The sequence below is a fragment of the Micromonospora sp. L5 genome (assembly GCF_000177655.2).
In the GTDB taxonomy this organism is placed as follows: Bacteria; Actinomycetota; Actinomycetes; order Mycobacteriales; family Micromonosporaceae; genus Micromonospora; species Micromonospora aurantiaca.
The window spans coordinates 4,498,508-4,520,306 of the sequence record NC_014815.1 but is presented as its reverse complement, the minus strand read 5'-3'; the positions used below and the strand labels follow the sequence as shown (position 1 = coordinate 4,520,306).

Here is a 21,799-nt window from a genome sequence, read left to right as displayed (position 1 = left end):
GGACGCCGTGACCACCCTCGCGGACCCCGCACAGACCGGCACCACACCCTCGCCGCCGCAACGCCGGTCCCACCGGCGCCGGAGCTTCGGGTACCCACGCAAGGGCTCGGTCTGGAGCTACGGCGCCCTGCTGGCGGTCGTGGCCGGGTCAGTCTTCCCGCTCTACTGGTCCATCGTCGTGTCCTCGCAGACCAGCGACGCCGTCACGAAGGTGCCGCCGGCCCTGGTGCCCGGCGGGCACCTCTTCGACAACATCGCGCGCGTGTTCGACACGACCGACTTCGGCCGGGCCCTGATGAACTCCTTCATCGTCAGCGGCTCGATCACCGTCTCCGTGGTGTTCTTCTCGACCCTGGCCGGGTTCGCGTTCGCCAAACTGCGGTTCCGAGGCCGAAAGGCGCTTCTCGTCGTGGCCATCGCGACCTCGATGGTGCCGCACCAGCTCGGCATCATCCCGCTGTACATCCTGATGGCCGACCTCGGCTGGACCGGACGCCTCACCGCCGTGATCGTGCCTGGGCTGGTAACCGCGTTCGGCGTCTTCTTCATGACCCAGTACCTCGGCCGCGCCGTGCCCGACGAACTGCTGGAGGCCGGCCGCGTCGACGGGTCCAGCACGTTCGGCCTGTACTGGCACATCGTCCTGCCGGCGGCCCGCCCCGCCGCGGCGGTGCTCGGGCTGTTCACCTTCATGCAGGCGTGGAACGACTTCTTCTGGCCGCTGGTCGTGCTGCAGAACAACGCGACCGTGCAGGTGGCGCTCTCCGCACTGGCCAGCGGCTACACCACCGACTACACCCTGACGCTGACCGGCACGTTGCTCGCCACGCTGCCGATCCTCGTCGTCTTCATGCTCCTCGGCCGGCATCTCGTCGACGGCATCATGCAGGGGGCGGTGAAGGGATGACCACCACATCCCAAGGTGCCGCCGCGGCCGCAACCCAGCCGGACCTGCCCGAGCTGCCGGACCTGCCGGCCGGCTTCAGCTGGGGCGCGGCCACCGCGGCGTACCAGATCGAGGGGGCGGTCGACGAGGACGGCCGCGGGCCGTCGATCTGGGACACCTTCTGCCGCCGCCCCGGTGCCGTCGACGACGGCACCTCCGGCTCGGTCGCCTGTGACAGCTACCACCGCTGGCGGGAGGACGTGGACCTGCTGGCCGGCCTCGGCGTGGACGCCTACCGTTTCTCGATCGCCTGGCCACGGGTCATGCCGGCAGGGCGGGGCGCGGTGAACCGGCGGGGCCTCGACTACTACGACCGGCTCGTCGACGCCCTGTGCGGGCACGGCATCCGGCCGTTCGTCACGCTGTACCACTGGGATCTGCCCCAGGCGCTCGAGGACGAGGGTGGCTGGCGGGTACGGGATACCGCCGAGTGGTTCGCCGAGTACGCCGCCGCGGTGGCGGGCGTCCTCGGTGACCGGGTCCAGGACTGGATCACGCTGAACGAGCCGTACTGCTCGTCGATGGTCGGCTACGCGGAGGGCCGGCACGCGCCCGGCGCCGCCGAAGGACACGGTGCCCTGGCCGCCGCCCACCATTTGCTGCTCGGGCACGGCAGGGCGGTCGCCGCAGTCCGGTCCGCCGCCGGCCCGCGGGCGCGCGTCGGCATCACGCTCAACCTCTCCCCCGCCGTGCCGGCCAGCGATACCGAGGCCGACCGGGCGGCGGCGGATCGGCAGGACCTCATGCTCAACCGGCAGTTCACGGATCCGGTGCTGGGCGGCGCGTACCCGTCCGGGTTCGAGCGGCTCTACGCCGGGGTGAGCGATCTGTCGTTCCGCCGGGACGGTGACCTGGCGGTGATCTCGACACCGTTGGACTTCCTCGGTGTCAACTACTACTACCGGGTGCACGTCGCCGACGCCCCATACGAGCAGCCCGACCCGGCGCTGCGCAGCGCGTTCGACATCGGGGTCCGGCAGCTACGGCCAAACGGGTTGCCCACCACCGACCTGGGCTGGCCGGTGGAGCCGCAAGGGCTCTTCGACACCCTGACCGGGCTCGCGGACCGTTACCCGGGCCTGCCTGCCGTGTACGTGACGGAGAACGGCTGCGCCGACCTGCGGGACGAACCCGAGCCGGACCCGGAACGGATCTCGTTCGTGGCCGGGCACCTGGCGGCGGCGGCCCGTGCGGCCGCCGTCGACGACCGGCTCGATCTGCGAGGGTACTTCTACTGGTCGCTCATCGACAACTTCGAGTGGGCCCGCGGGTATGGGCCCCGCTTCGGTCTGGCCCACGTCGACTACGGCACCGGATCCCGTACGCCCAAGGCCAGCTACCACTGGCTGCGTGACCGCTTGCGGGTGTGGCGGAAACGCACCTCCACCTGCCCATCGTCGACCTGCGCCTGACGGACCCACTTGCGCAACGTCTCGGCCGTACCGATCCCGAGCCGGGCCGCCACCGCCGTGGTCGCCGCCCAGTCCGACTCGTAGTTCGGCCGCACCTCCGCCACCATCCGCACCGCCGCTCCCGCAACTCCAGCGGATACGGCTTCGTTCCTGCCATCTCTCGATCCTCCCCAAGCGGGGAGGTGATGTTTCCCGGGAGTGTGTCGATTTCCGTGTTTGGGCCTGTGGTGTGATCGGGATTGTTAGATGGCGATCCGGTCGCCGTAAGCGAGGATCAGGGCGTTGAGGGCCTTGGCCCAACCGTAGACCCGGCCGGTCATGCTCCCGCCTCCCTTACGTTTCTGCTGGACGACGAGGTAGAGCACCTTCATCGCGGCCTGCTCGGCCGGAAAGTGGCCCCGCCGGCGGGCGGCCTGACGGAACCGGGCGTTCAGGCTCTCGATGATGTTGGTCGTGTAGAGGACTTTGCGGACCTCGTGGTCGTAGTCCAGGAACGGCACGAACTGCGGCCAGGGTGCACGACGCACTGCTGGTGCACCGCCAGCGGCCAGACCTGCTCGATCGCGTCGGTCATGCCCTTGAGGCCGTCAGAGCAGACCATGAACACGTCCTCGACACCGCGGTTGCGCAGCTCGGTGAGGTAACCGGCCCACTCCTTGGCGCCCTCCCGGCCGGTACCGGCCCACATACCGAGCACGTCGCGTTCCCCGTCGAGGCTGATACCGACCACGACGTAGACGGGCCGGTTCGCGACCTGCCCCTGGCGGATCCTCATCACCAGGGCGTCGATGAACACCACCGGATAGACCCTGTCGAGGGGCCGTTGCCGCCAAGCCTCCATCTCGTCCACCACGCCGTCGGTGACCCGGCTGATCAACTCCCGGGACACGTCGGCGTCATACACGTCCGCCAGATGCGCGGAAATCTCCCCGGTGGTCAGCCCTGTGGCATACCGCGACAGGATCGCCTCGTTGAACCCGTCCAGCCGGCGGGTGTGCTTCGGGACGATCCGCGGCGTGAACGAACCCGTCCGATCCCGCGGGACCTGGGATCCGCACCGGCCCAACCTCGGTCTGCACCGTCTTCGCACCGTGCCCGTTACGGATGTTGACCCGCCGGCCGGTGGCCTCCTCGACGCCAGCCTCGTCGAGGTGAGCATCCAGCTCCGCACCGAGCGCTGATTCCAGGACGGTCCGGGTGATCCCCGCGAGGAGCCCACCCGGCCCGACCAACGACACTCCGTCGGCCTTGGCCCGCTCGACCAACTGCTGAGCGAACTCCACCTCCGCCGACGTCGGTTCAGGAAGCTGAACAGCGTTCTTCTTGTCTGCCATGACGTGGTCCTTCCCGGACAAGGATCAACGTCCTGTCCAACGGACCACACCCAGGTCAAACACGCAAATCTACGCAGTCCCTGAAGCGCAAACGGTGCACGCTGAAACCGATCTCAGCGCGCACCGTGGGGTTATCGTTTGTGTCCGAGGGGGGATTCGGACCCAAATTCGCGGCACCCATGCTCAGCATGGGTGCTCATGCCGAAAGTCTATAGCAGTGAACTCGTCGCCGAGATGCGCACGTCTGGGTTTCCTCATATTGTTCGGGAGCAGGCTGGCCCCCGAGAGCGACCGGCCGAACTCGGCATGCCGGCCGACGCCACGGCCGGCATGGTCACCTACGTCTAATGGCAGATGTCGTCTCTGCTGCGGCGTCGATCAGCACCACCCCAGTGAGGCCACTCCACGGATCCAGCACCTGGACGTCGCCTTGAAAGAAGGCTGCCACCTGGGCGGGCGGTTGTGTTGCCGGTGACAGAATAACTGGGAGTTCTTCAGCCTCGTCAGTCTCAGGTCGGATCGCCACTTCAGCTTTCACCATGCGTTCAACTACGCGGCGGACTCCGATGGTCACGCTCGCGCCGGCCTGGCAGACCAGGTGATACCAGGGCATGCCGTTGCATAACATGGTGTCGGCATCGCGCTGATTCGACGCCGTCAAGCGGAGCGCGGTCTCGGCGAACACGATTGTGCAACCCCATTGAGCAAGGTCAGCGGGTCCGTGCGGGCACGGACCCGGACCGGCAAGTTGAGGCCTGCTGGGCTGCCAGTCGCTGTAGATGCAGTACAGGCCGAGGATGTTGTCAGTTCGGCATCGATTGACGAAAACCTCGATCTGCTTCTCAAAGGAAGCCGTGGTCGCCGCCCGTTGATCGAGGGCTATCTGCGCCGTTACCGGATTCGCCCGTTTGGCCTGGACCCGGAACCCTGCGTACCCGTATCGATCGCGGATCCACCACTCCCAGTCGGCGCCGGATTGGGCCTCCTCATAGGAGGTGAAGCGTTGGATCTTGATCTGGCCAGAGTGCTGGATCGCTAGGGCGAGCAGAGCGTTGTCGGTAAAGGTGGGCTCCATAGGCACCAGTCCGACCAACCGCCCCGCAGCCGTGGACCAAGTTACGTTGGCCGCGATCGAACGAAATGACGGGCAGAGCGGTGCGTCCTGGTTCGCTCGCAGGGCCTGAGACTTCCGCTTCCCTGCGGGCGACAACGTCCACGTACCGTGCCCAGATACCGTTTTCGATAAGAGTAGTCCCGCCTTGACGAGCCCGTCCCGGGCGAATGAGGCGTTGTTCTTCCAGACAATTTCTCCCCTCTTGCGCCGCCCGCGGTCGTCGGCCGCAAGACAACCGCCAAACTGCCCTTCCATCACGTCAAGGACCCGGGCTCGGGTGGCGCTGCCGCCAAGGTCCCCCAAGACGATCAAGATCCAGTCAGCGAGTTCGTCATGGGTGATCACAGTTACCTACGCTCGGGGAGTTGACGTTCAGGTGCGACCCGTCCCAGCACGGCTCTCCTGTCTGCCCACCATCAGCACCGGCAGGGAAGCGACGTGCCCGGGGCAATCACTCAGTCGACTCAGGCCGTCTACCGTTCCACTGATTCGACGTCACCGTCAGCGTCGCCCGGTGCCGGCGTCGCCGAAGAAGATACCTCCATGGACATCACGGGCCTGCACCACTGGCCCACTGACGTCACCGGAGATTGAGTTTGCTACTCCGCCCAGACTCGCTGCGACAGCCTTGCTGGCCTGCTCCCATCGAGTGTGGAACTCGGCACCGAACGCTGGGTCCCGCAACGTCTCGCGATGCAGCAGTTCGGCAAGCAGACGAGCGGCATCCGATGACGGCTGGTGAAGCACGGCCTCAATGGCCTCTCGCGCCCCGGGCTCGCGCCGGAATCGCTCTCGCAGGAAGTCGATCAGCGCCGATACTGCCAAGCGACCGCCCTGAGCCAATTCGGTGGTCGTCCACGCGACGAGTGTCGTGGCGGCAGCAAGCAGAAGCGGATCCACTGTCTGTTCACCTCCAAGCGTCCGACCTCGGGCACCCTAAAGATCAACTACAACCACGGCGCTCATCCATCCGCCTGGATGTTACAGACGGCTCGCAACTGCTGGCAGGAGCTTGTGCAACAGATGCCACCGACGACCTCGCGCCAGGCGGCGAGATCCGGTTCCGGGTTCGGCCCACCTCGGCGAGCCTCACACTGAGGCATCTACGACGGGCGCGCTACCGGGTCACTATGATCGGGCATCTGATATCGGCTTGTCCGGCGACTACGCTACGCATTACCCTCCTCACCGACGGCACTGGCCTGTCGTCTGCTTCCCCTCTGAAGGAGGCCGCGATGAAGCTGACCAAGCTCTACAAGGACCCGGGATCGGGTGGCAACGGTTGTCCCACGGTCTACCTGAGTGAGAGCGGCGATCTGGTCGTCCAGGGGAACCTGGTCGATGAGGACACCTACGGCGAGCTGGAGAACGTTCTTCCTGGCGAGGGTGCGGTTCGGATCCCTGCCGAGGTCGTGCTGGGCGCCATTGAGCGCTATCGCGAGTCGGGGCAGCGGTGATCGAGGGTTGACCCATTCCTTTACGTCTCTGGATGACGACGAGTTCAACCGGCTGTTCCGCGACTTCCGTTACACGGCCTACCGGTTGGAGACGCTGCAGCGGTACGACGTGTCGTACGAGCAGGATGAGTTCGCACGGTTCCTGGCCGGTGAGAGCCGTGGGGAGTTTCCCGGGATCGCGGCGTGGTGCGACACCGTGCGGGCGGCTGCGTCGGCCGGCAAGCGCATGCACCGGGTCCACGTCGTCGTCGAGCCACTGTCAGATTACGTGCGGTTCGAGTGCGGCTGGGCCTACGAGCACACCGTCGAGGCGGGCGAGGACGTTCGCCTCATCGTGGTCTCCGGCGACGACTGGCCAGCCGGGTTGCCGCACTACGACTACTGGTTGTTCGACTCCTCCCAGCTCGTGGCGATGTACTACGACGAGGCGGGGCGGTTCGTCTCCGGTGAGCTGATCAGCGAGCCTGAGAAAATTGTGCAGGCCAATCTGTGGCGTGATGCGGCCGTAGCGGAAGCCATCCCCTACCGGCAGTGCGCGGATCAGCTTCAGCCCAGCTCCCCCTAACTTGTAGTTCGCCGTCGGGGAGGAGGCACCGTGCACACCGCGCGCAACGAGTTGTCCGGCGGTGCTGGGGCCGTCGTCCAGGCCGGTACGGTACACGGCGGGGTTAACCTGTTCGGGCGCAGGGAACCGCCTCCCCCGCCGCCTCGCCAGCTTCCCCTCGACACCGCTCGTTTCGTCAACCGCGAGCAGACCCTTACGCAACTGGACGCGACTCTGCCGGCGCACGACGACGCGACAGCAGACGAGGGCACGTCAACGACCATCGCAACCATCGCCGGCGCCCCCGGGGTCGGCAAGACAGCGCTGGCCGTTCACTGGGCCCACCGGGCCCGCACATGGTTCACCGACGGAGACCTCTACGTCGACATGCGCGGCTACGGCCCGGGACCGGCCCTCGACGTCGGACAAGCACTGAACACCTTCTTGCGTGCCCTTCACGTACCGGCCGAACAGATCCCGACGGACACCGACGGACGCGCCGCTCTCTACCGCTCCGCTCTGACCGGCAAACGGATCCTGATCGTGGTGGACAATGTGTCCACGGTCGGCCAGGTCCGCCCACTGCTGCCCGCCACACCGACCTGCATGGCGATCATCACCAGCCGCAGCCGGCTCTCCGGCCTCATCGCGCGGGAAGGAGCGTCACGGATGACCCTCGACGTCCTGTCCCCCGAAGAAGCGATCGCGCTACTCAGCGACAGCATCGGCGGAGACCGTGTCCGCGCCGAACCACAGGCCGCCGGCGAACTCGCTCGCCGCTGCGCCTACCTCCCGCTAGCCCTGCGGATCATCGGGGAACGCATCGCCAATGCCCCCTACGTCACCCTCGCCGAGTTCGTGGCGGACCTCGCGCTGGCCGACCACCAGCTTGACGCCCTCACGATCGGCGATGACGAACTGTCCGACGTACGTGCGGTGTTCTCCTGGTCCTACTCGGCGTTGCCCGAGGATGCGGCGCGGTTCTTCCGGCTCCTCGGGTTGCACGCAGGCTCCGACATATCCGTCGCGGCAGCGGCAGCGGCCGCTGGCGTGAGCTTGCCCCGAGCTCGTAGCCTCCTCGACCAACTCACCGCGGCACACCTCATGCAGAACCCCGCTCGCGATCGGTACTTGTTCCACGATCTTCTGCGTGCCTACGCCCTCGAACGCGCGCAGGCAGAGGAGACACCCGAACAGCAGCGCCAATCACGACGCCGCGGTTACACCTGGTACCTATGGATGGCGGAGGAAGGGCGGAAGATCATCCTCCCCTACTCCCACGCCATCGCCCTCCCCGCAGCCGACCCCGACGTCCCCCTGACTCCTGTCCGCACCGTGGCCGAGGCGATGGCCTGGTTCGAGCAGGAGCGACTGAACCTGCTCGACACCATTCGGCAAGCAGACGAGCTGGGTGACCACGACATCGCCTGGCAGCTGCCCGTCGTCAGTGACGGCTTCTTCGAGCTCAAGTCGTACTGGGCCGACTGGCGCGACGTCCACCTCACCGGCCTGCGCGCTGCGCGCTCGGCTGCGTCACGCCTTGGCGAGGCCGCCAATTTCCGCTGCCTCGGGGACGCCTATTGGCGGATGGAGCAGCGCGAGACCGCCCTCGACTGCTACCGCCAGGGCGTCGACGCGAGCCGTGACGTCGGCGACCACTGGGTGGAAGGATTCTGCCTGCGTGGCCTCGGCCTCATCCACGAGGAACTCGGGCAGATCGACCAAGCCATGGACCTCTACCGCCAAGCGCGGGAGGTCTTCCGCCACCATGGCATCACCCGAGGCGAAGGCATGTCGCTGCTCAGCCTCGGCAACTGCCACCGCGCACGCGAACACCTCGACACCGCCATCGCCCACTACCAGGAAGCCGTCTCCATTCTCGGCAGCATCAACGACCAATGGAGCATCGCCTGGGCTTCCTACCCACTTGGCCTGGCGTACCAGCGGGCCGGCCAACTCGACGAGGCCCTTCGACAGCATCAGCGAGCCCTGGAACTCTTCCGCAGATTCGACGACCGACGCTGCGAGGGCCTCACCCTCGCAGCTCTCGGCGACACCTTCCACGCCACTGGCCAAACTGACGACGCGCAGCGCTGCTGGCAGCAAGCACTCCAAATTCTCGACCCGCTCGGAGACCCCCACGCCAACGCCGTCCGCCGCAACATCGCACAACACGACATGACTAAGGGGCCGTAGCCGGACATGCAGCCATCAACACTGCGGTGGCCCAAGTTCTCTTCACAGTCCGGCGGAGGAGATGCCGGCGCTGCCTGACGCTGATGGATCGCCCGTTCCCCGCACCTGCGATCAGTGGGTACCGGTCGTCTCCCACTGCTTGCTCCATTGGAATGAAGGCACTGGACATCCCGCGCCTGTCGTCGCCGCGAGAGCACGCGCATCAGCAGGCGGCCCGCGCCTACGCCCCGGTATCCGCCGGCTCGTTACCTCGCGTCAGGAGGGGACTACGACCGAAGGCTGGGAGCGCGCAACCGGCCAGTAGTTCGCTCGGGTCGGTCGTCACGGTCTGTGGATGTGCTCCGTCCACGCGGCGCCGTCCCACCAGCGCAGCTGCGCCGGCACGTGGGGGTCCGGGTACCAGCCGGCGCCTGGGGCTGCCGGGGCCGACGCCTGCCGGCGGCCGAGCAGCCGCCCCAGCACGCCTGAGCGTCGTTCGGGGGCCGCGGTGTCGGCGTCCGGCGAGACCGCAGGTGGCGGTGTGGGCGGTTGCCCTGGTGGGGCTGGGGCTGGCTGCGCCGCGGTAGCGGGCGTCGACGGTGGCGCAGGGGTTGGCCGTTGCTCCGGGGCGGGTCGGGCCGGAGCTGCCTGGCCGGTGGACTCCCATGACCGCCCGAGCGGAGCCATCCGCGCGGGCGGGGATGCCGACGCTGGCGGCCCTACCGAGGTGATCGTCGGCTCCGTGCCGGCGACCCGGCTCGCAGCTTGTTCCGTGGTGGTCGAGGTCTGACGGACGGTGTCGAGTCCGGCACGGACCTGCCGGACGGCAGCAGCGTACCGGTTGAAGGGAACGGTGGTGGGCCAGGTGAGCCGGGCCGCGCCGAATTCCTCCGGAGTCGGCGGCCGGTCGAGCGCCTCCTCGAGCTGGACGAATCGGGGGGCCTCGGCGGCCAGCCTCCGGAGGTCCCACGAAAGGCGGTTGCCCTCGATGTCCTCAACCGCGCGGCTGTTGGGCACGTACCGGCCGCCGAGGTCGGTGAAGACCTGATTGCAGAACGCCGCCCGGTCATAGGGCATCAGCTGCACGCGAGTCTGCTCGACCGGTGCCCTTTCGCCGACGGCGGCGTAGAGCGCGGCGAGGTCCCCGCCGAACCACGCATTGGCGACCGGCGCCCCGAGGGTGGCGAACTGCTTGAGGGTAGGGAGCTTGCCGCGGCGGGCGACGGCAAGGTTCACCTGGCGGGCGAGCTCGCGCAGCGGCTCCTCCCAGGCGCGGTTCAGCGCAGTCTCCAGGTTCTGGGCGGCCCATGCGCGGCGGTGCGTGGTAACGATGTCGCGGAGGATCTCGAACCCGTCGCGGCGAACGCCCCCGCCCATCGACATCGTGATGCTGACGCCGGGGCCTGCTTCGAGGACGCGGCGGTCTGCCCACAGTTCCTGCGGGGGTCCCAGCCGCTGCTGCGCGGCGCGCAGATCAGCGAACAGTTGCGGGTCGACCGGTGTGTCAGCGGCGGCGAGGGCCTTGACGCTGCGGCTGTAGAACTCGGCCGCGCCGTCGATGTCGGTGCGGGAGTAGGGGCCCTCGCAGTAGAACCAGCAGGTGAGCGCGATGTTGTTCCAGAAGGTCAGAGCGGGGCCGAACGCAGCGACCATCTCCGCGTGTGGAAACAGCGCCGAGACGATGCGGTCGGGGTAGCGAGGAACGCATGCGCCGTTCCATAGGGCTTCGATGTCGGCGAGCACGGCCGGGGGCAGAACCCGCTCGAGATCGGGACGGGTGAATGGCACGTCCTTGCCGATGTCGAAGCCGCGGCCCGGCGTCAGGTCCGGTGGCGCCGGCATGCCGGAGGCCTGCCGCGCGTGGACGGTGTCGAACGCGGTCCAGTAGCGGCGCAGGACGTCGAGGCGGCGCTGGATTGGGGAACGGATTTCGTCGGTGCCGAGGTAGCTGGCGAGGATCTTCGCGACCTCCGCGACCGGCAGGTTCTTCTCCGCGGCGACCTGCTCGACCTTCGCTGAGGCCTGCACATACAGCCGCGGCTCCGGCAGAGCGGTGGTGATCTCCTCGCTGGCGGCCACGGCCTCGCCGAGGTAGTCCAGCAGCGCCAGCCAGTTGCCGCCGAAGTAGGCGGCGGTCGCTGGTTGCAGCGCCTTTGTCAGTACCACGCGTGCGGTGGGCGCGTCCTTGTTCGCCTTCGCGTAGTACCGGCGCACCAGCGGCCGTAGCACCTCGGCGCGCCAACGGCGGACTGTCTGCCGGCCGACGACCTGGCGGAGCGCGTCGAGCAGCGCCACCTTCGTCGCAATCTGCTCCGCGGTTGGCAGCTGCGACCAGCCGTTGCCCGGACGCATCCGGGTCAGCGTGGACCGCACGTTCTCGCTCGCGAGTCCAAGCGCGGTATACAAGGCGTCGACCGCGGCCCAGGAGGCGTCCCGGGCGGCGGGCTCGAGCGCGCCGGCGTCGGGTCCGCGCAGGATCAGCGGCGCGTAGAGGGCGTTGGCGAACGGAATAAGCAGCGCCCAGCTGGCCAGCGCGTCCGGGCTGCCGCCGAACTCGACGCGTACGGCGTCGGTCGCCGCGGTGTTCATCGCCCACTGCGGCTCGATGGCGTAGTACGCGGGCAGGTTGACCGTTCCTGGCTTGATCGGCGCGGACTCCGGCAGCCACCACGCGCCCGCCGCCTGTTGCGTGGCGAGGTCGAACCCCTCCTTGAGCGCCGCACGGGCCGAGGCGGGAACGTGCCGAAGCGTGAGCGCCCTGGTGGCTCCGGCGGCGGTCACCCGCACTGGGGGCTTGCCTGCGAACGCCGCAGACGTGACCGCGGCCAGCAGCCCGTCCACCGCGGCGAACCGCTTGCCGGCACCGGCCTCGTCCTCGACGGCCAGCCACTCCTCTGCGTCGGTGGTCGCGGCCAGCCGGCGTCCCAGGCTGTCAGTCACGCATGCCTCGCATCACCTCGACGTACTGCTCGAACTTCACCGGGTCGGCGGTGCTGGCCGCGTAGGCGGCGTACCGGGCGGCCAGCGCCTCCCGTTCGCGTTCCGCGCGGCGGGTCTCGACCCGGTCGGCGTCGTACACCACGCGGCTGGCAATCTCGCCGCGCTCGAACAGGACGAAGGCGTCCATCCGGCCGGCCTCGTCACCGCCGGTAGTGCCGGGCAACGGCGGCCGGGTGCCGCCCGGGAGGGCATCGAGCTTCGCATCACCGGTGACTGGGTCCATGTCGTTCTCGGCGTAAAGGGTGTTCAGGTGCTCGTCGAGACCGAGTTCAGCGTGCAGCACGGCGTCGAGGAACTGCTGCTCCGGGCCGACCCGGCCGATCAGCGCCGGGTGGAGCAGCACCCGGATCCCGCGGCCGATGAACTGGTAGAACTCGCTGAAGCTGCCGTACGGGCGCATCGGGACGACAACGCAGATCGGCGGGAAGTCGTAGCCCTGGCCGAGCATCTTCAACTGCACGACCGCGTCCAGGTCGCCGGCATCGGACTCGAATCGCTCACGAACCCGCTTGATCTTGGCGTCAGTCATCGAGTGATGCAACACGTCGCAGGCGATGCCGTGCTCATTGGCGATGCGGGAGATCTGCTCGGCGTGTGCCTGACCCATCGCCGCGAACAGCGCCCGCGGCTTGACCGGGAACAGCAGCTCCCGCTGAGCGCCCAATGCGCTGGCCACGACCCGCATGACCTGACGGATGGGTTCGGTGGACCGCGCGGTAATCCGCGACAGCTTGCGTTCGTCTCCGAGGACAGCGAGCAGCGCGTCGCGTCCAACGATCTCCTCCCGGCGCCCGCCGGGCCACACCAGCTCGTAGGTGGTCACTGCGGTGTCGGGGATGAAAGGCAGCAACCGCAGGTTCTTGGCGTTGCCGTCGGCGATGGAGTCGATCAGCCGGTAGCGGTAGACGACGTCGGCATCGATCGGCTTGCCGTCCAGGCGGGTGAAGCAGGCGCTCATCAGCAGCGACCGGGCACCAGCAAAGTGCGCGAACAGTCGCTGATAGGACTCCGCGGCGGCGATGTGCGCCTCGTCAACGACAATCATGTCCACGTCGCCGGGGGCGAGCTTGGCCAGCAGGTCGTCGGGGTCGTCACCGGTGCCCAGGGAATGGAAGTTGGTCACGATCACGTCGGCGGCGAGCAACTGTTCGCAAGTGACGCGCCGGATGCCGCCGGTGTCCCGGTCGAGCACCCGCACCACTGGCGGGCGGCGGCCGGGGATGAGCGGGCCACCGGGGAGCCCGTAGAGAGCGTTGCCGGGCGCCTGGTGGTCGAAGGCGCGGTCGAACGTGCCTCGGATGACGTTGCCCGGCGTGACGACCAGCGCGCGGCGCCGGGTGAACGCTAGGGCCGCGACCACGCCGAGGACGGTCTTGCCGGCACCGACGCTCATCACGCAGGCGGCCTTCGTGCCACCGGAGCCGTAATAGTTGCCGAGCGCGGTGAATGCTTGCTTCTGACACTCCCGCAGGGTGCGGACGTCAACGGCGGAACGGACGCCGACGAAGTACCCGGAGGACGTCGCCGCCGCGGCGCGCGGGGAGGGCGCCAACGCCCACATCGGGTCGGGGGCCATGTCGGGCGCCTCCACATGGGGATCGGGGACGACGAGGAGAGCAAGCGCGGCGTCGCGGGTGATTACCGCTTGAAGCTGGGCAATGCAGCGGGCGGTGTCGGTGCGGATCGCATCGTAGGAGAACCGAATGACGGCACGGCCGGTGGCGATCAGGTCGTTCTGCCGGAGCCGGTCGTACGTGAACGCCGCACGGGTGCCATGCACGGCGAAGCCGTCGAGCTCGACAGCGACAGTCAGCTCGTCCCCAACGATCTCATAGTCCAAGCGATAGGTGCGCCCGTCGACAGTGACCTCCGCCTGCGGGCGGACCCGAGCGGCGATCGCGTGGGACGCGGCCGGCGTGAGTACCCACCGCAGGAACGCCCACTCGAGAAACGAGTCGCTGGGCAGCACGTCCGCCAGCGACGTGACCTTGCCCGCCTGGGCGGGGATCATCAGCTGTTGTCCTCCGCGGCGAACGCAGCACACCGCTCCCGTGCCCGCCGGGCCGATGGAGTGTCGCCGTTGTCGAACCGGTCGGCGAGCTCAAGCACCTGGGCTGCGTCGCCGAGTGCCCCCTCGGTGAGGTAGAGGTCAAGAAGTGTCCGGAACGCCGTGATGCTAACGAACCGCACCCCGCCGTCACGGTGCTCATAGGTGACCGCGTCGGGGCAGGCCTGGATCAGCTGGAGGTCTAACCAGCCCAGCCGCTCCAGCTCGACGAATGCCTGCGGCCCCTCGGCGCGGCGCGACCACAACAGCGAGACGACCTCCTGGATCGCGAAGTGGTAGTCGGCGGGTTCGCCGGGTAGCTCGAGGGCTTCGGCGAGGGTGCGCAGCACCCGGGCCGTCGTCGCCTTACGGGAATCATCGAGACGGTGAGCACCGGCAGGGGCCTCACTGGTGGTTCCGTTCGGCAGCGGCCAGCTCAGCGACGGCGGCATGTCCGGCCAATGGTCCACCGTCGGGCGGACGCTGCGCTGCCTGAGCTTGGACACGTCCAGCCCTGCCGGCGGGGAGTAGCGGACGCCCGGCACGTCCGCGAAGCGCGGGAACCACAGCGGCGCCTGGGAACTCATCTGACGACCTTCCCCGTAACGGCGCCCGGCAGCGGCGCCGCGTTGCAGAACCAGTACGTAACGTACCGACGGGCGGCTATGTTGTCACGCTGCGCCGCCCCGGCGCACCCTTATCAACGAGCAGCCAGGGTCGCCGACAGACCTTGCCCCGACGCTGCCCGTCAGCCACTCGGCCGGATGTCGTTAATACCACCCGAAAGGGTGGCGGACCTGCATGAATCAGCCGCCCCTCCTACTCTGGCCCCAGGACGGGGGTAGACACGCCGATCGTGGAGGTCCTATGTCGACGAGGATGACGACACCCCCGGAGCGGGGCACTCTTTCGTCGTGGGCCACCGGGCAGCGGAAGCTACGGCCACGACGGTTCACCTCATCTACCGATGGGCTGCGGTTCGCGTTCTACGCCGGATGTCCACGGTCGAATTCCAGGATCGAGTGTCGTCGTGCCGGTGGCAGTGCGGCTACGCCGAAGATCTTGTTGCTGGTCATGGTCGGATTGTGGTCGAGTTCTTCGACGAGGGTGTCTCTCGCCGAATCGCTTGGCCGGATCGGCCGCAGGCGGCACGGCTGCTCGCCGCGCTAGCAGACCCGGCGCGCGGGTTCGACGCGATCGTCGTGGGCGAGTACGAACGTGCCTTTCACGGCCAGCAGCTCGAACAGATGACCCCCACGTTGCTCAGGCATGGTGTGCAGCTGTGGCTTCCGGAGACCTATGGGCCGGTGGACTTCAACAACCCCCGACAGTTGGCGCTGCTGGACCTGCTGGGCGTGCACTCCCAGCGGGAGGTGTCCCGGGCGCAGCATCGCACGACTGCGGCCCTGCGCGCCCAAGCCGAGCTGCAGGGTCGACATCTCGGCGGCCGGCCACCCTACGGCTACCGGCTGGTCGACGCCGGTCCTCATCCGAACCGCGCCCACGCCGCCTGGGGACGCCGTCTGCACCGCCTGGAACCCGACCCGGCCACCGCCCCGTACGTCCGGTGGATCTTCGAGCAGCGGCTCACCGGCCGCAGCGTGGCCAGCATCGCAAGACGGCAGAGGCGCTCGAACTTTCGGCCTGGACCTGCCAGCCCGGCATCTAAGGTGCATGCGGGCGGCACCATCACGACGCAAGCACGCTGACCGCCGGGCGAAAGGATCAGGCCAGCTCGCCTGGCCGGAGAGCACCCGGTGTTGGGCGTCGAGCCGTCCCGGCTTCAAGTGGCGCTTGTCTATCAGCCATCCGACATCGCCGTCTCATTGCCTCGGGTGTCGACCTGACGCAGGCTGGTTGTTCCAGCCGCTAGAAGGGATAGCAGCTTGGGCCAACGGGGAGCGGCAGGATCAGAGCCCCGGGACACGGCAGAGCCATCCGTTGGTCGAGCGGTCGCCCGTGAGGCCTGGCGCCGTGGACAGCTGTTGATCGAGCAGCTGGACCTGTTCGGCTCAGCTCGCAGGGCTGCTGAACATCAGGCGACGGAGCTGTATCGCCAAGCGCATCATGCCGCCGTGCTTGAGCGGCTGCGGAACATGCCTGTCCAAGAGCTGCGGTCGGTGCGGCAAGGTGTGCGAAGCATTCCAGCTCTCGAGCGTGCGGGTTATCGGACAGTCCTGGACGTGCTGCGAGCATCGCACAACGATCTTGTGCGGCTGCAGGGGGTGGGAAATCACAGTGCGGCGGCAGTCGCGGAGGCGGCGCACACGATGCAGCGCCTCGTCGAGCAAGACGTGACTGTCCGCTTGGCCGTCGACGGTAGAGATCCAGGTTTGGATCCGCTGCTGCGCGCTCTGCGGCTGCTTCGCGATATCACACGGCTGCAGGCCGACAGCACCGCCCGGATCGGCTCTCTCACGGACGATCTCCCCGGTGCGCTGCGTAGGGCGAGGCCAGCCACCCGCCTGGCAGGTTTGGTGTTAGCTCGGGCGGCCACCAAGGCGGCTGTGTGGTCCGCAGTCGCGGATGTCCAGCGCCTTCTTGCCAGTCGGCAGGCGAAGGCCGCAGGGGCGCTGCTCACCGAGTGGGAGCGCGCGGCGGCCCAGGCAGGTGCAAGCGGGCACGAGGAGTTGTGGGCGGACTTCGCCCAACATCCAGCGGTCTACACCACGCTGCTGGAAAGGGTCAGCGGTAGGGCTGCAGACGGCGCGGCGGCCCACGGGCACCTGCCACAGGCGTTGCAGAACCGGGCCGGGCAGATCGGTCTGGACTTGGGAAAGCTCCGCGTGACGCTGCGCGGCTATCAGGCCTTCGGAGTGCGATACGCGCTCCTGCAACGGCGATGCATCCTCGGGGACGAGATGGGGCTGGGCAAGACCATTGAGGCCATCGCCGTCTGTGCCCATCTCGCCGCGGCCGGAGAGCGCCACTTTCTCGTCGTCTGCCCGGCCAGCGTGGTCGTCAACTGGCTCGGGGAGGTAGCCCTCCACAGCACGCTGACCGCTCACCGCCTTCACGGGCCGGAGCGCGACGACGCGGTCCGACAGTGGCACGCCGATGGAGGTGTGGCGGTCACGACCTTCGAGACACTGAGTCGGCTTTCCCTACCCGGTGACCTCCGTCCCGGACTCGTCATCGTCGACGAGGCTCAGCAGATCAAGAACCCGAAGGCTCAGCGGTCTCAGGCCGTCGCCGCTTATCTCGCTCAAGCTCCGCGAGCGGTCTTCCTGACCGGTACGCCAGTGCTGAACCGGGTCGAGGAGTTCCGGAACCTGATCCGATACCTCAACCCAGCGGTGGCGGCCACGATCAACATCACCGACGGGTTGGCCGGCGCCGACAACTTCCGCCGCAAGGTCGCCGATGTTTACCTCCGCCGCAACCAGAAGGACGTCCTCACCGAGCTTCCGGACCTGATCGAGGTCGAAGACTGGGTCGAGATGGGTCGAGCTGAAGCGCGTGCCTATCGGCAGGCGGTCCAAGACCGGAAGTTCGCCAGCATGCGTCGTGCTGCCGTGGTGACGAACGAGTCAGCAGTGCCGGCGAAGGTGGAGCGGCTACGCGAGGTGGTGCAAGAGGCCGCAGACAACCAGTGGAAGGTCGTGGTCTTCTCCTACTTCTTGGAGGTACTGGACCGCGTACGCGCGAGTCTGCATGATTCGCCGACTTTCCTGCTCACGGGTGCCATTGCTCCCGCTGCCAGGCAACAGGTCGTTGACGAGTTCAGCGCACTCGACGGTCATGCGGTCCTGATCAGTCAGATCACCGTCGGAGGGGTGGGCCTGAACCTCCCGGCGGCGTCCGTGGTCGTGCTCACCGAACCGCAGCTCACGCCTGCGGCCGAAGAGCAGGCCATCCGACGGTGCTACCGGATGGGGCAGACCCGCGGGGTGCGGGTGCATCGCCTGCTCGCCAGGAACACCGTCGACCAGCGGCTGTTGGAGATGCTTGGACGTAAGACCGCGCTGATCCGCGCGTATGCCCACGACAGCGTCGCGAAGAGAGCGGACCCGTCAGCGGTCGACGGCCGCTACGTCGACCACGGCCTGCTCACCGATGAGGCGATCCCACTTGAGCAGCGAATCATCATGGTCGAGCGGCAGCGGCTCGGGCTCGACAAACGGCCGGTTGGCTGACGGCGCGATGGCGCCGTAGCGCATGCCTCCCAGAGCTGACGGCGGATCCTCCTCAGCTGGCTTGGCAAGCATTCGGAGGTGATCGTGTCGGGGTGGCGCGAGGAAGTCTGCTCGGTGGTCGATGTGTGGAGGTCGGTCGCGGGTGGTACCAGCAGGCCGACGTGGGGGCGAGTGGGACGCGCGCACCCCACTGCCGAGCCGGGTTGGTACCGCGTTGACCTTCGCGGGTCACGTGCCGACATGGAACAGCTTGATGCGCTGCGGGTGGCCGGCCCGACCCTGCCGAGGGGAGATCAGGGAGGGTACCGGCCGCTTGAGGTGATGCAGGAGGGGCAGCAGCTCCGGGTCAGGGTGGCGGATTTCGTAGACCTCGCTGACGCCTATCTGTGGCAGCTGCGGCAGTCTCCCGCGTACCTGCTAGATCGGCTTCGCGAGGTCCTGGCCACCGTAGAGCCGGAGGGTCTGGCCGGAGACCTCGCCGCCGGCCGCCTCTCGCCCGCGCCTCAGCCGCTGGAGCATGTTGCGGGCTTCACCCCAGCACAGTGCGAGGCGTACACATCCTGTCTGCGTCCGGGTGTGCGCCTGGTGTGGGGGCCTCCGGGCACAGGTAAGACATGGGTGCTCAGCGAGGCGGTCAGCTCCCTGATCGCCAGCGGTAAGCGTGTCTTACTGGTGTCGGCTACCAACATCGCCGTCGACAACGCCCTCGCCGGAGTGATTAGGCATCGTCGGCACCGTCCAGGACAACTGATCCGCGTCGGGCCGCCTCATCTGCGGGAGATCGCCACCGACCCCGACGTGTCGCTCGCCCATCTCGTGAAGGCCGCGCTGGCCGAGGCCGAGCAACGACGGCTGAAGGTGCAGAACCAACTGCTGGCGCTCAAGCAGACGGTCAACGAGCTACGCGTTGTTGAAGAGCTCGTCGCCGACTACAACCCGGACGAGCACACAAGCGCCCAGGCGGCGGTTGACCGGGACCGAAACATCCCTCGATTGGCGCAACAGGTGGCGGATGTCGGGAATCACGTCATCGCATGTCGCCACGCGCTGGCGCGCGCCGAGACGGCAGTTCGCAAAGCGCGAGCCGCGGTCGCGGACGCCTCGGAGTCACGAGCCGCTCTGGATGCCTTGGACGACATTCGGCGGCAGGGCGCGCTGGCTCAGCAGGAGGCTGACCAGGTTGCGATGCGGCTGCTCGCCGCTCGGGGCGAGCGCGACCGCACCGAGGCGCAGCTGGCTGCTGTTCAGAGCGGCGGTCTACTGGCGCGGACCCGAGATTGGCGCCAGCTGCAGCATCTGCGGGGGCTGCTTCACCAGCAGCAGGAGATGCTTACCGCGCTCGAGGAAGAGGTACAACGCAACGAGTCTCTCCTCAGCCGGTTCCAGCGATCCAGCGAGCCGAGGGTGGCTGCGCTGGAGGCCGAGGCTCGGTACACCCGCGAGCAGATCGCTGGCCGTGACCACGCTCTGGCCGAGGCGCAGCGAGCCCGCGAAGCGTCGAGCGCTGACCTGTCCGCGGCAATCGCCGAACAGGAGACGGCTCAGCTGCGGCTGCTGGCGGCCGAGGCGGCACCGCGCGCTACACCAGCACAGTTGGCCCTTGTCGAGCAGGCCGATCGTCACGACCTGCCAGCCCAGTACGAGCGTCTGCAGGCGCTGCGCCGTCGCGTCGCTGCCGAAGCGTGTGCCCGGTCCCGCCTCGAGAAGGAGCACGCTAAGGCCCACGACGACTACGACCGTCTCCGCCGGGATGCGGAAGCCACCCTGATACGCCAGGCGCGCCTGATTGCTACCACCCTCGCACGACTGCGTACCGCTGACGTCCTCCTCGACGGGCCCTACGACGTCGTACTCATCGACGAAGTCGGCGCCGCCACCATCCCGGAAACGCTGCTGGCGGTGTCCCGCGCCACGACCACCGCGGTGCTGCTCGGTGACTTCATGCAACTCGGCCCTGTCCTGCCGAAGCCCCTCACCGACAGCAAACGTCCCGACGTACAGCGGTGGCTGTGCGACGACGTGTTCGGTATGTGCGGCGTCGCCGTTGCCGCCGACGCCATCGCACACCCCGGCTGCACCGTGCTCGACGAGCAACACCGCTTCGGACACGACGTCATGCACGTGGCCAACGCCATCGCGTACGACGGCCTGCTGCGCGCCGCACCCACCATCCCGAAGCGGGGCAACGACGACCCGGAGATCGTCCTCATCGACACCGACAGGCTCGGAGACCTCGCCACCGTGCGGGCAACCGGCCGCACGAAGGGCTGGTGGCCGGCGGGTGCGCTCATCAGCAGGGCCTTGGCCGACTATCACCGCTCCCGCGGGGAGACGATCGGCGTCATCACTCCTTACAACCCGCAGGCCGAGGCCACGCTTGAAGCGCTACGCGACCGGGAAGAGACCAGCACCGAGCCCACCGAGGTCGGCACCGCTCACCGCTTCCAAGGACGAGAGTTCGACGTCGTGGTGCTCGACCTCGTCGAGGACGATGGCAAGCCTCGATGGATTGCTCAAGCCAGCGTCTCTCGCGGCGGCTTCGCCCGCGAAGGCCTCAAGTTGTTCAACGTCGCGGTCACCCGTACTAAGAACCGTCTCTACCTCATCGGCAGCCGCGACCTTATCGAGGGAGCGCCGCCAGACACCGCGCTCGCCCACCTCGCGCCGTTACTGGGTGACCCCATTCGCACCGTGCCCGCAGAGCGGCTGATCACCGCACCATCGGTGGCAGAGCCCGACCGCCCCGCTCTCGGAGAGTTCGGGAGCGACCTGGCGGACATCCTGGCCCAACATGTCCGCGTCGCCGAAATTCAGGATGAGAAGCAGTTCTACGAAACCTTCACCGAGCATCTCAACTCCGCACGCCACTCCATCTGGATGTGGGCCACCTGGACGACGAATCGCACCAGGTCCGTGGCACCAGTGCTCGCAGACGCCATCGCACGGGGCGTTCAGGTGATCATTTTCGTCCGAGACGCGCGAGACCACCTACAGGGCACCGCCAACGCGCAGCAGAACCTTGCGACACTCCGCGCAGCCGGACCGATCATCGTCGAGATGTACAAGATGCACCAGAAGATCGTCGTCATCGACGAGCGAGTCGTGCTCCTTGGAAGCCTCAACGTACTCTCACAACGCCAAAGCCGTGAAGTCATGCTCGTGATGGAAGGCGCCCACTTCGCACGCAAGATACTTGAGCACGAAAGTGCGGCTCAGTTCCGTCAGTCACCACCCATATGCGAGCGTTGCTGCAGTACCACCACGCTCGCGTTGCACCGCACAAAAGAAGGCTGGCGTTGGCGCTGCTACGCCCGCGTCGCCGACCCCGCCAACACACGGGCTGCTACCTGCGGCTGGAGTGCAAGTCCGAGCGAGCCGATCGGCGGCGACATGGCGATCAGCCGGAGCTTGCGCTGACGGGTGGGGAGCCCTGCAGACGGTCTCTGACAGGAGTTGGACGCTACTCACAATGCCGGTGTCGCACCGATCGCGTTCCCGCCACGCTCGGCGACCAGTCGCACCAGCCTGCGGAACAGGCCGAGCTGCCGCCCTGTGAACGGAAGATCTACTCCTGGCGGGCTGCCAAGATCACCTCCACCCCGACATGATCCACCATGGACCGGGTACCGAGTTG

Annotated in this window: 13 protein-coding genes and 3 pseudogenes; 8 read left to right on the top strand and 8 right to left on the bottom strand. The window is 67.8% G+C overall.

The annotated features are described in order from the left end of the window. Positions 1 to 7 precede the first annotated feature (7 nt). Together ML5_RS21225 and ML5_RS21220 are read left to right on the top strand one after the other, a co-directional pair. Positions 8 to 907 (top strand): carbohydrate ABC transporter permease, encoded by a 900-nt coding sequence (locus ML5_RS21225; protein WP_013476095.1) that lies wholly within the window; start codon positions 8 to 10, stop codon positions 905 to 907. Beyond that, positions 904 to 2,358: a GH1 family beta-glucosidase gene (locus tag ML5_RS21220; protein WP_013476094.1), complete on the top strand. Its 1,455-nt coding sequence runs from the start codon at positions 904 to 906 to the stop codon at positions 2,356 to 2,358. The genes ML5_RS21225 and ML5_RS21220 overlap by 4 nt, the downstream gene beginning before the upstream one ends. On the opposite strand, the pseudogene ML5_RS32900 reads toward ML5_RS21220, so the two are convergent. From ML5_RS32900 to ML5_RS32105, 4 genes and pseudogenes are all read right to left on the bottom strand, one after another. After that, a pseudogene (locus ML5_RS32900) lies at positions 2,334 to 2,465 on the bottom strand (IS3 family transposase); the annotation flags it as partial. The gene ML5_RS21220 and the pseudogene ML5_RS32900 overlap by 25 nt on opposite strands. A gap of 135 nt (positions 2,466 to 2,600) precedes the next feature. Beyond that, a pseudogene (locus ML5_RS21215) lies at positions 2,601 to 3,692 on the bottom strand (IS256 family transposase). A 334-nt stretch (positions 3,693 to 4,026) separates the two neighbouring features. Further along, on the bottom strand, positions 4,027 to 5,151 hold the full coding sequence (locus ML5_RS31230; RefSeq protein WP_143766952.1) for a hypothetical protein: 1,125 nt from the start codon (positions 5,149 to 5,151) through the stop codon (positions 4,027 to 4,029). A gap of 156 nt (positions 5,152 to 5,307) precedes the next feature. Next, a complete protein-coding gene (locus ML5_RS32105) occupies positions 5,308 to 5,706 on the bottom strand; it encodes a hypothetical protein (RefSeq protein ID WP_128136011.1) in 399 nt (132 codons plus the stop codon). A 335-nt stretch (positions 5,707 to 6,041) separates the two neighbouring features. On the opposite strand from ML5_RS32105, the gene ML5_RS21205 reads away from it, so the two are divergent. The 3 genes from ML5_RS21205 to ML5_RS21195 are packed head-to-tail and all read left to right on the top strand — an operon-like array spanning position 6,042 to position 9,003. Continuing rightward, entirely contained in the window at positions 6,042 to 6,263 is a 222-nt protein-coding gene (locus tag ML5_RS21205; RefSeq protein WP_013476092.1) for a hypothetical protein, read from the top strand. Between the two features lie 7 nt (positions 6,264 to 6,270). After that, entirely contained in the window at positions 6,271 to 6,828 is a 558-nt protein-coding gene (locus ML5_RS21200) for a DUF6879 family protein (protein WP_013476091.1), read from the top strand. A gap of 30 nt (positions 6,829 to 6,858) precedes the next feature. Continuing rightward, positions 6,859 to 9,003, top strand: coding sequence for a tetratricopeptide repeat protein (locus ML5_RS21195; protein WP_013476090.1), 2,145 nt, complete (start codon positions 6,859 to 6,861; stop codon positions 9,001 to 9,003). A 321-nt stretch (positions 9,004 to 9,324) separates the two neighbouring features. Here the strand turns inward: ML5_RS21195 and ML5_RS21190 are convergent, their stop codons facing one another. From ML5_RS21190 to ML5_RS31225, 3 genes are read right to left on the bottom strand one after another with little or no spacing between them, the layout of a single operon-like run. Further along, on the bottom strand, positions 9,325 to 11,922 hold the full coding sequence (locus ML5_RS21190; RefSeq protein ID WP_013476089.1) for a DUF2510 domain-containing protein: 2,598 nt from the start codon (positions 11,920 to 11,922) through the stop codon (positions 9,325 to 9,327). After that, the gene (locus ML5_RS21185; protein ID WP_013476088.1) at positions 11,915 to 13,993 is read right to left on the bottom strand and encodes a DEAD/DEAH box helicase family protein; all 2,079 of its coding nucleotides are present in this window, start codon (positions 13,991 to 13,993) and stop codon (positions 11,915 to 11,917) included. The genes ML5_RS21190 and ML5_RS21185 overlap by 8 nt, the downstream gene beginning before the upstream one ends. Then, entirely contained in the window at positions 13,993 to 14,616 is a 624-nt protein-coding gene (locus ML5_RS31225; protein ID WP_013476087.1) for a hypothetical protein, read from the bottom strand. The genes ML5_RS21185 and ML5_RS31225 overlap by 1 nt, the downstream gene beginning before the upstream one ends. A gap of 408 nt (positions 14,617 to 15,024) precedes the next feature. Here ML5_RS31225 and ML5_RS21175 point away from each other — a divergent pair, with 408 nt between their 5' ends. The 3 genes from ML5_RS21175 to ML5_RS21165 all read left to right on the top strand — a co-directional run bounded on the left by ML5_RS21175 (position 15,025) and on the right by ML5_RS21165 (position 21,582). Next, a complete protein-coding gene (locus ML5_RS21175; protein ID WP_085983669.1) occupies positions 15,025 to 15,738 on the top strand; it encodes a recombinase family protein in 714 nt (237 codons plus the stop codon). A gap of 276 nt (positions 15,739 to 16,014) precedes the next feature. Then, a complete protein-coding gene (locus ML5_RS21170) occupies positions 16,015 to 18,165 on the top strand; it encodes a DEAD/DEAH box helicase (protein ID WP_227457214.1) in 2,151 nt (716 codons plus the stop codon). Positions 18,166 to 18,405: 240 nt separating this feature from the next. Beyond that, entirely contained in the window at positions 18,406 to 21,582 is a 3,177-nt protein-coding gene (locus tag ML5_RS21165; protein ID WP_128136010.1) for an AAA domain-containing protein, read from the top strand. Positions 21,583 to 21,650: 68 nt separating this feature from the next. Here ML5_RS21165 and ML5_RS33300 read toward each other — a convergent pair. Next, positions 21,651 to 21,763, bottom strand: a pseudogene (locus ML5_RS33300) (IS5/IS1182 family transposase); the annotation flags it as partial. Positions 21,764 to 21,799 lie beyond the last annotated feature (36 nt).

Coding starts and splice junctions, on each gene's coding strand:
- ML5_RS21220 (WP_013476094.1), top strand. CDS start 904: ATGACCACCACATCCCAAGGTGCCGCCGCGGCCGCAACCCAGCCGGAC.
- ML5_RS21205 (WP_013476092.1), top strand. CDS start 6,042: ATGAAGCTGACCAAGCTCTACAAGGACCCGGGATCGGGTGGCAACGGT.
- ML5_RS21185 (WP_013476088.1), bottom strand. CDS start 13,993: ATGATCCCCGCCCAGGCGGGCAAGGTCACGTCGCTGGCGGACGTGCTG.
- ML5_RS31225 (WP_013476087.1), bottom strand. CDS start 14,616: ATGAGTTCCCAGGCGCCGCTGTGGTTCCCGCGCTTCGCGGACGTGCCG.
- ML5_RS21175 (WP_085983669.1), top strand. CDS start 15,025: ATGTCCACGGTCGAATTCCAGGATCGAGTGTCGTCGTGCCGGTGGCAG.
- ML5_RS21165 (WP_128136010.1), top strand. CDS start 18,406: ATGGAACAGCTTGATGCGCTGCGGGTGGCCGGCCCGACCCTGCCGAGG.